The 12,204-nt window shown below is 61.5% G+C and carries 14 protein-coding genes; 10 read left to right on the top strand and 4 right to left on the bottom strand.

From position 1 onward, the window contains the following. Positions 1–333: 333 nt before the first annotated feature. The gene (gene gluQRS / locus QU481_RS11480) at positions 334–1,254 is read right to left on the bottom strand and encodes a tRNA glutamyl-Q(34) synthetase GluQRS (RefSeq protein ID WP_289830140.1); all 921 of its coding nucleotides are present in this window, start codon (positions 1,252–1,254) and stop codon (positions 334–336) included. A 64-nt stretch (positions 1,255–1,318) separates the two neighbouring features. Between gluQRS and fdxA the strand changes: the two genes are divergently transcribed. Continuing rightward, entirely contained in the window at positions 1,319–1,642 is a 324-nt protein-coding gene (gene fdxA, locus QU481_RS11475) for a ferredoxin FdxA (RefSeq protein WP_289830138.1), read from the top strand. Positions 1,643–1,659: 17 nt separating this feature from the next. On the opposite strand, the gene QU481_RS11470 is transcribed toward fdxA, so the two are convergent. Next, positions 1,660–2,823 (bottom strand): sensor histidine kinase, encoded by a 1,164-nt coding sequence (locus tag QU481_RS11470; RefSeq protein WP_289830137.1) that lies wholly within the window; start codon positions 2,821–2,823, stop codon positions 1,660–1,662. 209 nt (positions 2,824–3,032) lie between these two features. On the opposite strand from QU481_RS11470, the gene QU481_RS11465 reads away from it, so the two are divergent. The 9 genes from QU481_RS11465 to QU481_RS11425 all read left to right on the top strand — a co-directional run bounded on the left by QU481_RS11465 (position 3,033) and on the right by QU481_RS11425 (position 11,444). Next, positions 3,033–3,974, top strand: a complete 942-nt coding sequence (locus tag QU481_RS11465; protein ID WP_289830135.1) for a chemotaxis protein — start codon at positions 3,033–3,035, stop codon at positions 3,972–3,974. A 69-nt stretch (positions 3,975–4,043) separates the two neighbouring features. Continuing rightward, positions 4,044–4,979: a chemotaxis protein gene (locus tag QU481_RS11460; RefSeq protein ID WP_289830134.1), complete on the top strand. Its 936-nt coding sequence runs from the start codon at positions 4,044–4,046 to the stop codon at positions 4,977–4,979. 49 nt (positions 4,980–5,028) lie between these two features. Further along, positions 5,029–5,421, top strand: a complete 393-nt coding sequence (cheY, locus tag QU481_RS11455; protein WP_289830132.1) for a chemotaxis response regulator CheY — start codon at positions 5,029–5,031, stop codon at positions 5,419–5,421. A 37-nt stretch (positions 5,422–5,458) separates the two neighbouring features. Next, the gene (gene cheZ, locus QU481_RS11450; protein WP_289830130.1) at positions 5,459–6,265 is read left to right on the top strand and encodes a protein phosphatase CheZ; all 807 of its coding nucleotides are present in this window, start codon (positions 5,459–5,461) and stop codon (positions 6,263–6,265) included. 41 nt (positions 6,266–6,306) lie between these two features. Continuing rightward, positions 6,307–8,226, top strand: a complete 1,920-nt coding sequence (locus QU481_RS11445; RefSeq protein ID WP_289830129.1) for a chemotaxis protein CheA — start codon at positions 6,307–6,309, stop codon at positions 8,224–8,226. 5 nt (positions 8,227–8,231) lie between these two features. Beyond that, the gene (locus QU481_RS11440; RefSeq protein ID WP_289830127.1) at positions 8,232–9,464 is read left to right on the top strand and encodes an EAL and HDOD domain-containing protein; all 1,233 of its coding nucleotides are present in this window, start codon (positions 8,232–8,234) and stop codon (positions 9,462–9,464) included. A gap of 41 nt (positions 9,465–9,505) precedes the next feature. Beyond that, positions 9,506–10,183 (top strand): tRNA (adenosine(37)-N6)-threonylcarbamoyltransferase complex dimerization subunit type 1 TsaB, encoded by a 678-nt coding sequence (gene tsaB / locus QU481_RS11435; protein ID WP_289830126.1) that lies wholly within the window; start codon positions 9,506–9,508, stop codon positions 10,181–10,183. Next, complete coding sequence (gene rimI / locus QU481_RS11430; protein WP_289830125.1) at positions 10,180–10,626, top strand: ribosomal protein S18-alanine N-acetyltransferase; 447 nt, start codon at positions 10,180–10,182, stop codon at positions 10,624–10,626. The genes tsaB and rimI overlap by 4 nt, the downstream gene beginning before the upstream one ends. A 143-nt stretch (positions 10,627–10,769) precedes the next feature. Next, positions 10,770–11,444 carry a uracil-DNA glycosylase gene (locus tag QU481_RS11425; RefSeq protein ID WP_289830124.1) on the top strand — a complete coding sequence of 225 codons (675 nt, stop codon included), beginning with the start codon at positions 10,770–10,772 and terminating at the stop codon, positions 11,442–11,444. A gap of 166 nt (positions 11,445–11,610) precedes the next feature. Here the strand turns inward: QU481_RS11425 and rpmG are convergent, their stop codons facing one another. Both rpmG and rpmB read right to left on the bottom strand, forming a co-directional pair. Beyond that, positions 11,611–11,766 carry a 50S ribosomal protein L33 gene (gene rpmG / locus QU481_RS11420; protein WP_289830123.1) on the bottom strand — a complete coding sequence of 52 codons (156 nt, stop codon included), beginning with the start codon at positions 11,764–11,766 and terminating at the stop codon, positions 11,611–11,613. 26 nt (positions 11,767–11,792) lie between these two features. Then, a complete protein-coding gene (gene rpmB / locus QU481_RS11415) occupies positions 11,793–12,026 on the bottom strand; it encodes a 50S ribosomal protein L28 (RefSeq protein ID WP_289830170.1) in 234 nt (77 codons plus the stop codon). Between the last annotated feature and the right edge of the window lie 178 nt (positions 12,027–12,204).

Raw genomic sequence — 12,204 nt, 5'->3', positions numbered from 1 at the left:
GATGATAAGGACCGCATCTCGGACAGGCAATTGGCATTGCAACGTCATTTGACCTTGATCAAGCAACGAAGCACAACCAGCCATAAACCAGAAAAAAACGAGAGAAAACTATCGGAAAAAAATCAAAACCAAGCACAAGCCGACGAATTTTACATGATACTGGCAATGCGCCACGCGGGTACGGCACCGGTCTCGCCGCTGGGCCAGTGCCATTGCGCAGGCTTGCCTCAGCGCGGCAGCATCCCTAGTCGGAATCACTTCGCAGGACTCTGTGAGCGACGCCAAAGCCCCTGTTCCGCAAGGCGATGCAACGACACCAGCAGGTCTTGGCCTTCAAACCGCAACGGGGCTCGGGGCGACTTGATCGAGACGCCAATTGGCGAAGGCCCACTGCCACAGCTCGGCTACGCTCTGGCAGGCGGTGTCAGGCTCATGCCCCAGGCGGTTCAGCGCCAGACGCAACTCGGCAGCGGCCCTGCCTGGGTCAATCGCCGGCGCCAGCGTCTGTTTCGACAGCTTCTCGCCCGCCGCATTGACCAATAACGGCAAGTGGCAATAAGTCGGCGTCGTCACCGCCAGACAGCGCTGCAGCCAGATCTGTCGCGGCGTCGACACCAAGAGGTCGGCACCGCGCACGATGTCGGTGATGCCCTGGTCGGCGTCGTCGACCACCACCGCCAGCTGATAAGCCCAGAAGCCATCGGCACGCAACAGCACGAAATCGCCGACATCGCGCGCCAGGTCCTGGGCGTAATACCCCTGCAGCCGGTCGACGAAGCCGACCTCGCCCGGCTCGACCTTCAGCCGCCAGGCACGCCCTTCCCGCCCCGGCGGCAAGCCGTGCCGGCAGGTCCCTGGGTACACCGGACCATCGACGCCAGGGCGCGCCGCCAACGCGATCTCGCGCCGGGTGCAGGCGCATTGATAGGCCAGACCGCGTTCGGCCAACAGCTGCAGCGCCTCGCGGTATAACCGATGGCGCCGGCTCTGGTACACCACCTCGCCGTCCCATTCAAAGCCGAACGCCGCCAGCGTGGCGAGGATGTGCTCGCTCGCACCAGCCTGCTCGCGCGGCGGATCGAGATCCTCGATACGCACCAGCCACTCGCCGCCACGGCAGCGCGCCTCGAGATAGCTGCCTACCGCTGTGGCGAGGGAACCCGCATGCAACAAGCCTGTCGGGCTGGGGGCAAATCGGCCACGGTACGGGGTCGACACGGAAGCGATGAGAGCGGGGGCAACGACGGAGGTCATGAAAAGCGGGAGCAAACTTGGCTAGAATTGGGGTCGAGACCACGACACCCACAGGGAAAAAGCTATGGCCTACGTTGTAACCGAAGCCTGTATCAAATGTAAATACACCGACTGCGTCGACGTCTGCCCGGTCGACTGCTTCCACGAAGGCCCGAACTTTCTGGCGATCGACCCGGACGAATGCATCGACTGCACGCTGTGCGTGGCCGAATGCCCGGTCGAGGCGATCTACGCCGAAGAAGACGTACCGGCCGACCAGCAGGAATATATCGAACTCAACAACAAGCTCGCCAAAGTCTGGCCGGTGATCGTGGCCCGCAAAGACCCGCTGCCGGATCACGCCGACTGGGCCGAAGTCACCGGCAAACGACAGCACCTGGAAGAGTAAGCCGGCGCCGGGCGCTGTCAGCTGGCGGCGCCCGGCCGCGCCTCGTCGGCCAGCGGCAACGCCAGCTCGAACAGCGCCCCGCCTTGCGGCCGGTTCCGGCACGACACCCGGCCGCCCAGCTCTTCGGCCACCTTTTTCACGATCGCCAGCCCCAGGCCGGTGCCGCCTGGACGACGAGTAAAAAACGGCTCGAACACCTGCTCCAGCACTCCGTCCGGCAACCCCGGCCCCTGATCCGCCACCTGCCAGACCACCTCATCGCCCGCCTGATGCACCGACAGCTCGACCACGCCCCCGGGCGGCGAATGCTGCAATGCATTGTCGAGCAGATTGGACAGCGCACCGCCCACCGCCTTGCGGTCACCGAGAATCTGCGCCGTCTCACCCAACTCCGACACCCCACGCAGCTCGACACCCTGCGCCGACGGCGGCAATGCTTGCAGCGCATCCTCGGTCAGCTGCCCAGCAACGAGTCGCTCGCGCTGCGTCACCTGGCCACGCACAAAGTCGAGCATATTGTGGATCAGCCCCTCAAGCGCGCGCAGCCGGTCCACCGATTTATCGACGAAGCGCGCCCGCGCCTCCGGAGCCAGCCCTCCTTCACGCAAGTTGGCTGTATACAACATTGCCGCCGATAGCGGCGTGCGCAACTGATGCGCCAGCGACGCCGCCATGCTGCCCATCGCCGCCAGCTTCTGCTGGTGCGCCAGCTCGGCGGTCAGTTCGAACTGTCGGGTCACATCGTGCACCAGCACGATCCGCCCCCCCAGCTCCGGCAGGTCCTGATACTGCAGCATCACCCGTGCCCCAGGCTGACCGTTCAGCTGCAGGCGATAATTGTGCTCCAGCGACCCGGCCTCGCAGTCGGCCAGCACCGCCCCCCAGTGCAAGCCCACCAACGGCCGGCCGAATAAGGTGCTCGCCGCCGGGTTCTCACGCCGCACCACCCCGCCCGCATCCAGTTCCACCACCCCACCGGGCAGCGCCGCCAACAATTGACCGAGCCGTTCGGCCAGCGCCGCATTCTCTGCCCCCTGCACCCGCAAACGCTGATTCGCCGCCTCCAGTTGCTGGTTCAGTTGCACCGCCTGTTGCTCGAGCAAGTGATAGGCTTCGATCAACTGACCGGACACGGTATTGAATTGGGCAAACGCCGCGGTCAACTGTTGGTGTTCGCGCACAGATGCATTTTGGACAGGATTTGTCATACGGCTGCGATTTGTAAAAAGATTCTTAAACGGTATGATAGATACAAAATGTGCCGCTTACAGGCTTTGGGAAGTGCTTTTGCATCATGCATTTGTCATTACTACAATGACATGGTGACGCCGTTTTGAGCGACAAGCACATCACCATTTCGATCACATGAACAGGTTTCCTGGAGGTAACCGTGTCCGAGCTCCTGAAAAAAATTGACGCCCGTACCAAACTGGCCGGCACCAACAAACTCGAGATTCTGTTGTTTACCCTCGGGCACGATCAGCGCACCGGACGGAAGGAAACCTTCGGCATCAACGTGTTCAAGGTACGCGAAGTGATGCGTACCCCGGCGATCACTTCGGCGCCGGAAATGCCCGACACCGTCGAAGGCATGGTCAGCCTGCGCGGTGCGCTGGTTCCCGTGATCGACCTGGCCAAATACGCGGGCATTGTGACCGAAAAGACTCCGGAAATCATGATTGTGACCGAGTACAACGGCCACACCCAGGGTTTCCTCGTCGAAGCGGTCGACACCATCCTGCGCCTGGACTGGTCGGCGATGCGCGTCCCGCCCGAGATGATCAACCACCGTATGGGTGGCCTGGTCACCGCCGTCACCGAGCTGGAAAACAACACCCTGGTGATGATGATGGATGTGGAAAAGGTGCTGGCTGCGACCACGCCAATCGACGACTCCCACTATTTCATCAACATCGAGCCTGTCAATGAAGAATGCATGGTGTTCTTCGCCGATGACTCGGCGGTAGCCCGCAAGCAGATCGAGCGTACCCTCGACACGATGCAAATTCGCCACATGTCGTCGGCCAACGGCCTGCGCGCCTGGGAAGACATCCAACGCCTCGCCAACCAGGCCGACCAGGCCGGCAAAAAGCTCAAGGACTCGCTGCATCTCGTGCTTACCGACGTGGAAATGCCGGAAATGGACGGCTACATGCTTACCCGCATGATCAAGTCCGACCCGCGCTGCGAAGGCATCCCCGTGTTGATGCACTCATCGTTGTCGGGCCAGTCCAACCAGAAACTTGGCGAATCGGTCGGCGTCGACGCTTATGTGTCAAAATTCGAGCCGCATAAGCTCTCAAGCAAAATCCGTGAATTGCTCAAAATATAAAAACACGGCAAAACATAAGATTTTTTTACAGAACCACGCAGAACGACCTGTCGCTAAGGTAAACAGACCATGACGGCAACCAACGCCTCTTTGCTCACCTCGGTGGACGGCCGCACTATGCTCGCCGGCTCCAACAAGATGGAAATCCTGCTGTTCTCGCTGGGCACCCGCGAGATCTTCGGGATCAATGTGTTCAAGGTACGGGAAGTCTCGCAGACCCCGAGCATTACTCGCTCGCCCAATATGCCGTTCGGTGTCGAAGGGGTACTGTCGCTGCGTGGCAACATCATCCCGATCATCTCGCTTGCCAAATTCATCGGCGCGGAAACCCAGGGCCGCCAGTACGAAACCATGATCGTCACCGAGTTCAACAAGAGCTCGCAGGCCTTTCTGGTCGAATCGGTCGATCGCATCATCCGGGTAGACTGGGATAAGGTTCGCGCTCCGGAAAACATGGCAGGCGGAGCCAGCCAGACCCTGATCACCGCTGTCACCGAGCTGGATAACGGCAAGCTCGTGTCCATTCTCGACGTCGAACAGATTCTGTCGAGCGTAGTCGGCGACACCCACGTGCCAGACCTCCCGACCGCCTCGCTCGAAGCCGACCAATACGTCTATTTCGTCGACGACTCGGTGGTGGCCCGCAAGGAAATCACCATGGTGCTCGACAAGATGGGCGTCAAGTACCAGCAAGCCAACAACGGCCGCGAAGCCTGGGATCGACTGCAGATGTTGGCCGCCCGCCACCGCGACGACAACAAGCCACTGAGTGATACGCTCAAGTTAATCCTGGTTGATGCCGAAATGCCTGAGATGGATGGTTACGTGCTCACCCGACTGATCAAGGCAGAGCCCGCCTTCCGAGGCATCCCTATAGTGATGCATTCTTCGTTGTCGTCCAACGCCAACCGGGCGATGGGTGCCAGCGTCGGGGTGGACGCCTACGTCGCCAAATTCGACCCGGCCGTATTGGCCGAAACTCTGATCCCGATCCTGCAGCGTTAACCGCCGGCCGGCGCTGTAATCTCAGGGATTACACTAGGAATTACGTTTCATGTCAGAAAAAAACCTTCGCTTTCTTGTGGTCGACGACTTCTCCACAATGCGCCGCATCGTGCGAAATCTGCTCAAGGAGCTCGGCTACACCAACGTCGACGAAGCTGAAGACGGCCAGGTGGCACTGCACAAGCTGAAGACCCAGCACTTCGACTTCATCGTGTCCGACTGGAACATGCCGAACATGACGGGTATCGAACTGCTGCGCGCCGTTCGTGGCGACGCACAGCTGCGCACGCTGCCCTTCCTGATGATCACCGCCGAAGCCAAACGCGAGAACATCATCGAAGCGGCTACTGCGGGCGCCAGCGGCTACATCGTCAAGCCGTTCACCGCCGCCACACTCGAAGAGAAGCTCAGCAAGATCTTCACCACCCTGACTACCGCCTGAGTCCCCCTTGGGTTTTTAGCATCGCAGGAGACGTATTGTGCCGGATCATCTACTGGAAAGCGGCGACTCGCCAGAACTGGAAGCTCTGTTTAACAGCATTCTGTCCCAGCAGTCCGTGGTCCTGGAAAGCGGCGACTCGCCAGCACTGGAAGCTCTGTTTAACAGCATTCAGTCCCAGCAGTCCGTGGTCAACGCAGCCGCCCCCACGCCCGCTGCGGCCCAGCCGGTAGTGCTCACCCCAGGTAGCGACATGTACCATCAGGTTGGCCAGTTGGCGCGCAAGCTGCACGACACTCTGAGCGAGCTTGGCTACGACAAGTCGTTGGAAGAAGTGGCCGAGGCGATCCCCAATACCCGAGACCGTCTCGCCTACATCGCCGAGCTGACCGAAAAGGCAGCCGAACGTACGCTGAATGCCGCCGACATCGCCAAGCCGCTGCAGGACGAACTGGAAAGCCAGGCGAAAGGCTTGTCCGCCCGTTGGGAGCAGCTCTACGCCAACCAGCTCTCCTCAGAGCAGTTTGCCGCACTCGCCGGCGAGACCCGCCAATATCTGCACAAGGTTCCCGCTCACACCCAAGCCACCAACACCCAGTTGATGGAAATCATCCTTGCCCAGGACTTCCAGGATCTGACTGGCCAAGTGATCAAGAAGATCATGGACGTGGTCAAGGTGCTGGAAGGCGAACTGCTGACGCTGCTGATCCAGCACCTGCCGTCGGACAAGAAGGCTGGGCTCGACCCGAACCTGCTCAACGGTCCGGTCGTCAATGCGCAGGGCAAGAACGACGTTGTCACCGACCAAGCCCAGGTCGACGAGCTGCTGGAAAGCCTCGGCTTCTAAGCGCCGAGCGTCCCTGATTACCAAAGCGAAACGAGCCGAACATGAGCGAATTCTCGGGAATGGAAGAACTGCTGCAGGACTTCATTCTGGAGTCCTGCGACCTGCTATCCGACGTCGACAACAAATTGGTCGAGCTTGAGAAGCAGCCGAACAACACCGCCCTGCTGAACGATATTTTCCGTGGTTTCCACACGATCAAGGGCGGCGCAGGCTTCCTGAACGTCAAGGCGATGGTCACCCTGTGCCACCGCACCGAAAACCTGTTCGACAAGCTTCGCAACGGAGAACTCACGCTCAACAGCCGCGTGATGGACGTGATCATGGACGCCACCGGCGTGGTACGCGACATGTTCGGCCCCTTGTCGCAACGCCAGCAACCAGTTTCGGCCGACCCTGCGCTACTGGCCGCACTCGACGAAGCCTTGGCAGGCTCGGCAGCGTCTGACGCAGCCCCGGCGGCAGCTCCGGTGGCCACCGCCCCTGTAGTGGCCGCTGCGACTACTGCTCCGGCCACCGCCAGCGGCGCCGAACCCAATTGGGCCACCCTGATGCAGGTCATCGTACCGGCAGCCGCTGTCGCCGCTGCACCGGCCAGTACCGCCACGCCGGTGGCCACCCAACCTGCATTGGCGCCGATACCAGCCCAGGTTCCAGCGGCTGTCAGCGGAGAAGTTCTCCCCGCAGCCGCACCGGCCAAGACACCGGCCAAGGCTGCACCGGCCAAGACCAATGCGCCGGTCAGCAGCAGCCAGCAGGAAAACACCATCCGGATCGACACCAACCGCCTCGACATGGTACTCAACCTGTCGGGCGAGATCGGTCTGACCAAGAACCGCCTGACCACGCTGCGCACCGAAATTCTGCAGGGTCATAGCGACCCGAACACGCTGCGTTCGCTCGACGAGGCCGTCAGCCAGCTCGACCTTCTGGTCAGCGATCTGCAGAACGCGGTGATGAAGACGCGCATGCAGCCGATCGGCCGGCTGTTCCAGAAGTACCCGCGCCTGGCCCGCGACCTGGCCCGTCAGCTCAACAAGGAAGTGGAACTGATCATCGTCGGCGAAGAGACCGAACTCGACAAGACCATGATCGAGGACCTCAACGACCCGCTAGTCCACCTGGTCCGCAACGCGGTCGACCATGGCATCGAACTGCCGGAGGAACGCATCGCGGCCGGCAAGCCGGCGAAGGCGGAGGTGCACCTGACCGCCGAGCAGGTTGGCGACCACATCCTGATCGAGATCCAGGACGACGGCAAAGGAATGAACGCCGACGTCCTGCGCCGCAAGGCGATCGAGAAGGGGCTGATCGATGTGGAAACCGCCAACGCGCTGGACGAGAAGCAGTGCCTGCAACTGATTTTCCTGCCGGGCTTTTCGACCAAGGATCAGATTTCCAGCGTGTCCGGACGCGGCGTTGGCATGGACGTGGTCCGTACCAACATCCAGAAGCTCAACGGCCGCATCGACATCACCTCGGTGCCGGGCGAAGGCACCCGCATCAGCATTTCCCTGCCGCTGACGCTCGCCATCCTGCCGGTGCTGGTGGTACGCGCCTGCAACCAGGCATTCGCCGTGCCGCTCGCCATGGTTCGCGAGATCATCCCGATCGACCCGAACGTGATCCAGGAGGTCTCCAACAAGCCGACCATCGTCGTGCGCGACGAGATCCTGCCGCTGAAATCGCTGTCTCACCTGCTCGGCTGGGAGCCGACCGACAAGCCGGCATTCGGCGTGCTGATGCAGTCGGCCGCCCACTCGTTCATCCTCGCGATCGACTCGTTCGTCGGCCGCGACGACGTGGTGATCAAGCCGCTGCAAAACATTCGCCCGAAGGGCGTTGCCGGCGCAACGCTTTCCGGCGACGGCTCGGTGGTACTCGTGCTCGACATGGAAGACCTGATGAACAATAAGGATGTCACGCCAGCAGCCCTGCGTACTCCCGAGTACTACCCGGGGTAAGCCAGATGGAGGATGTGACAGCGAGCGAAGCCTACATCGGCCGACAAGCGGTTCTGAACCGCAACCAGCAACTAATCGGTTATGAGTTGTTCTTCCGGGCCAGCTCGCACAGCCGCACGGCCGAACAGCACGCCCAGCTGGATGCTGATACCCAGGTCTTGCTGAACACGCTCAACCACATGGGCACCCAGTGGCTGGTTGGCAATCGCCTCGCCTTCATGAACGTCGGCGAGGCGATGCTGGCCAGCGATTTCCTGGAGCTCTTGCCTGCCCGCCGCGTCGTATTGGACATCCCGTCAACGCTGGTGCCAACTGGTGAGCTGGTCTCGCGCATCCGCCATCTGCGCGCACTCGGCTTCAGCATCTCTCTCGACGACTTCAGTTTCGACGCCCCGTCCGCCTCGCTGCTGGAGCTGGCAAGTTATGTCAAGCTCGACGTCCAGTGCAACGACGCGACCACGCTACGCACCCTCAATGCCCGACTGCGGCACTATCCGGTACTGCGAATCGCCGAACGGGTCGAGGAACACGAGCACTTCCACCGCTGCCGCGAACTCGACCTCGATGGCATGCAGGGCTTCTACTTTGCCCGGCCCGAGACGCTGTCGGCCAAGGTGATCGACCCAAGCTTCTCCAATGCCCTGACACTGCTCAACCTGCTGCGCCAGGATGCGCCGGTCGGCGAAGTCGAAGAGGTGCTGAAACATGACGTGGCACTGTCGTATCAGCTCCTGCACTTCGTCAACTCGGCGGCCGCCGGCCTGAACACGAGTATCGGCTCGTTCAGCCACGCGCTGACCGTGCTCGGTTACCAGAAGCTCTACCGTTGGCTGATCCTGCTGCTGATCAGCCGTAAGCCGGGGCGCGACAGCAGCACCGCCCTGGAGAAGACCGCACTGACGCGTGGCCGCCTGATGGAACTGGCCGGCCGCGAAGCCGGCTTAAACGGAGAAAGTCTCGACAACCTGTTCATCGTCGGCCTGTTCTCCTTGCTCGACGCAGTGTTCGACATGCCGATGGAAGCGGTGCTTCAACACCTGCACCTGCCCGACAACATCACCGCAGCACTGATCGATGGCACCGGTCCCTGCGCCGCCTTCCTTCGACTGGCTCTGGCCTGCGAAACCTGTCAGCTCGACGGGGTGGAGCGGCTGTGCGAGGAAGTCGGCATCGGCCCGGCCGCACTCAACCAGGCCCACGTCGAGGCGCTCGCTTGGGCCGAACAACTGCGCGTATAATTCGGCGCTTCCCCTCTTCTGCCGTTACCGTTGCTCCTCCGATGAAGCTGCTTGCCCTCGATACCTCGACTCAGGACCTGTCCCTCGCCATCCAGAACGGCGAACAACGGGTCGAATTTCACGAGACTGTCGGCCAGCAGCACGCCGAGCGTGCGCTGCCGGAATTGCAGAAGCTGCTCGATGCTGCAGGTCTCAAACTCGGTGAGCTCGATGCCATCGTCTACGGACAGGGTCCCGGCTCTTTCACCGGTCTGCGCATCGGGGCCGGTTTGGCCCAAGGGCTAGCCGTATCGGCCAGCCTGCCATTGATCGGCATTCCTACCCTCGACGCCGTCGCCGCGCAGGCACCGGCGACCGAACGGCTGCTGGTCTGCCTCGATGCCCGGATGCAAGAAGTCTACGTCGGCCATTACGACACCAGGCACGGGGTACGCCGCCAAGGACCGATCGAACTGCTCGACCCGGCCGAACTAAGGCTGACAGAGTCGGGATGGATCGCGGCGGGCAATGGCCTGTCGGTCTATGCCGATCGCCTGCCGGAAAATCTGACGGCCCAGTTGGCCCGACAGCTGCCGGAATTGCGCCCCAGCGCAGCGGCCTATCTTGACCTGGCCGGCAGCGGTGCCTACCCGAGCCTTGATGCCAGCAGCGCCGAGCTGCTCTATGTCCGCAACAAAGTAGCGCTGACCGCACGCGAACAACAGGCACAACGCCGATGAGCACGCTGACGCTGCGCCCAGCTTCCGCGCTGGACCTGACGCTGCTGGCGACACTGGAAGCGCGCAGTACCGCGCACCCTTGGAGCGAAGCCCAGTACCGCGGCTCCCTCGAGTCCGGCCATCAATTGTTCATCGCCCAGCTTGATGCCGAAATCGTCGGTCTCGCCGTCATCATGCTGGTGCTCGACGAAGCCCATCTCTTGAACATCGTCATCGATCACGACTGGCAAGGTCAGGGGCTAGGCCGACAGTTGCTGAGCGAGCTGATGCTGAGAATGCGGCAGCAAGGCGCGCTACGCATGTTCCTCGAGGTTCGCGAGAGCAATACTATCGCCCGTTCGCTGTATGAATCGTTGGGATTCAGCGAATGCGGCATCCGTAAGCACTATTATCGTGCCGAGCAGGGCCGCGAGCATGCGATCCTGATGGAGGCATCACTGTGAGCCGGCAGTGGCAACGCATCGAAGCAATGGGACTTGGGCCACTCTGGCTGCGCCGCTCGCTGCCCCTACCCCAAGTTCGCGCCGCAGAGGTCGAAGCGAGCCCCCCAACAGAAACCACGCCCCCTCGGCCGGTTCGACCTGCGTTGACCGAATTGACCGAGCGTTCGGCCTCGCCTGCCGCCCCTGCCCCCCCGGTAGCGGCGGAACCGCCCCCCATCGCACCGCCGGCTCAGCTACCCGAAGCCGGAGAATTGCTGCCCTGGCCCGAACTGGAGGCGGCTGTCGCCGCCTGTCGGCGCTGCCGCCTGTGCGAAACCCGCACCCATACCGTATTTGGCCGGGGCCGCCCGGGGGCACGCTGGCTACTGGTCGGCGAGGCGCCGGGCGAAAACGAGGATCGACAAGGCCTCGCCTTTGTCGGCCGGGCCGGCCAGTTGCTCGACAACATGCTCGCCTCGATCGGCCTCGACAGTGAAACCGATGTGTTCATTACCAACGTGCTCAAATGCCGTCCACCGGGCAACCGCAATCCAGCCGGTGACGAAATCGCCGCCTGCCAGGGCTACCTGCTACAGCAGATCGCCCACCTCAAGCCGACCCTGATCATCGCGCTCGGCCGGTTCGCCGCACAGACACTGCTGCAGAACAGCGACAGCATCGCCCGATTGCGCGGCAAGGTGCACCGTTACCACGACATCCCGCTGATCGTCAGCTTCCACCCAGCCTATCTGCTGCGTAACCTGCCGGACAAGGCCAAGGCCTGGCAGGACCTGGTGCTGGCGCTGCGCACGCAACGGGCGCTGGAACAAACGCATTAAACCTTCGTGCCCCAACGCGCAAAGCAAAACCAAAAAAGGTTGGCCAAATGGCCAACCTTTTGTTTTGAAGCGGGGCGATTGTCCTAGTGGACAAATCAATCGGACAACAAAAAACCCTTCGCCATGCACCAGCGAAGGGTTCTTTGGACCAGAACAGAGAAACCGCTTATTTCAGCTTGGTTTCTTTGTAGATCACGTGCTTACGGACGACGGGATCGTACTTCTTGATCTCCATCTTTTCCGGCATCGTGCGCTTGTTCTTGGTGGTGGTGTAGAAATGACCGGTACCAGCGGTCGATTCCAGTTTGATCTTGTCGCGCATGATCTATATACCTCGTTACTCGTCGCTTAGATTTCGCCGCGGGCGCGCAGATCAGCCAGGACTGCTTCGATACCGACTTTGTCGATAGTACGCAGGCCGGCGTTGGATACGCGCAGACGAACCCAGCGGTTTTCGCTCTCTACCCAGAACTTGCGGTACTGCAGGTTCGGCAGGAAACGACGTTTAGTCTTGTTGTTGGCGTGGGACACATTGTTCCCGGTCACCGGACGTTTGCCAGTGACTTTGCAAACACGCGCCATGGTTGAACTCCCAAAACCGGTAAAAGGGGCTTTATAACACAAAAACAGCAGGATACTCAAGTCGACCACGCTCCGCCCCCTGCCCGGCGAGACGCAGGACGCGCATCATACCGGAGCCATGGCGGCTTGTGGCACACAACATGCAGGGGGCGTGCCCGACTGTCGCCAGAACGCCACC

The sequence above is a fragment of the Crenobacter oryzisoli genome, from assembly GCF_030385785.1.
GTDB lineage: Bacteria > Pseudomonadota > Gammaproteobacteria > Burkholderiales > Chromobacteriaceae > Crenobacter_A > Crenobacter_A oryzisoli.
Note: the sequence above shows the minus strand (reverse complement) of the source record. Positions and strands in the feature narration are given on the sequence as shown.

Coding starts and splice junctions, on each gene's coding strand:
- rimI (WP_289830125.1), top strand. CDS start 10,180: ATGAGCACGCTGACGCTGCGCCCAGCTTCCGCGCTGGACCTGACGCTG.
- tsaB (WP_289830126.1), top strand. CDS start 9,506: ATGAAGCTGCTTGCCCTCGATACCTCGACTCAGGACCTGTCCCTCGCC.
- gluQRS (WP_289830140.1), bottom strand. CDS start 1,254: ATGACCTCCGTCGTTGCCCCCGCTCTCATCGCTTCCGTGTCGACCCCG.
- cheY (WP_289830132.1), top strand. CDS start 5,029: ATGTCAGAAAAAAACCTTCGCTTTCTTGTGGTCGACGACTTCTCCACA.
- QU481_RS11440 (WP_289830127.1), top strand. CDS start 8,232: ATGGAGGATGTGACAGCGAGCGAAGCCTACATCGGCCGACAAGCGGTT.
- rpmB (WP_289830170.1), bottom strand. CDS start 12,026: ATGGCGCGTGTTTGCAAAGTCACTGGCAAACGTCCGGTGACCGGGAAC.
- rpmG (WP_289830123.1), bottom strand. CDS start 11,766: ATGCGCGACAAGATCAAACTGGAATCGACCGCTGGTACCGGTCATTTC.
- QU481_RS11445 (WP_289830129.1), top strand. CDS start 6,307: ATGAGCGAATTCTCGGGAATGGAAGAACTGCTGCAGGACTTCATTCTG.
- QU481_RS11460 (WP_289830134.1), top strand. CDS start 4,044: ATGACGGCAACCAACGCCTCTTTGCTCACCTCGGTGGACGGCCGCACT.
- fdxA (WP_289830138.1), top strand. CDS start 1,319: ATGGCCTACGTTGTAACCGAAGCCTGTATCAAATGTAAATACACCGAC.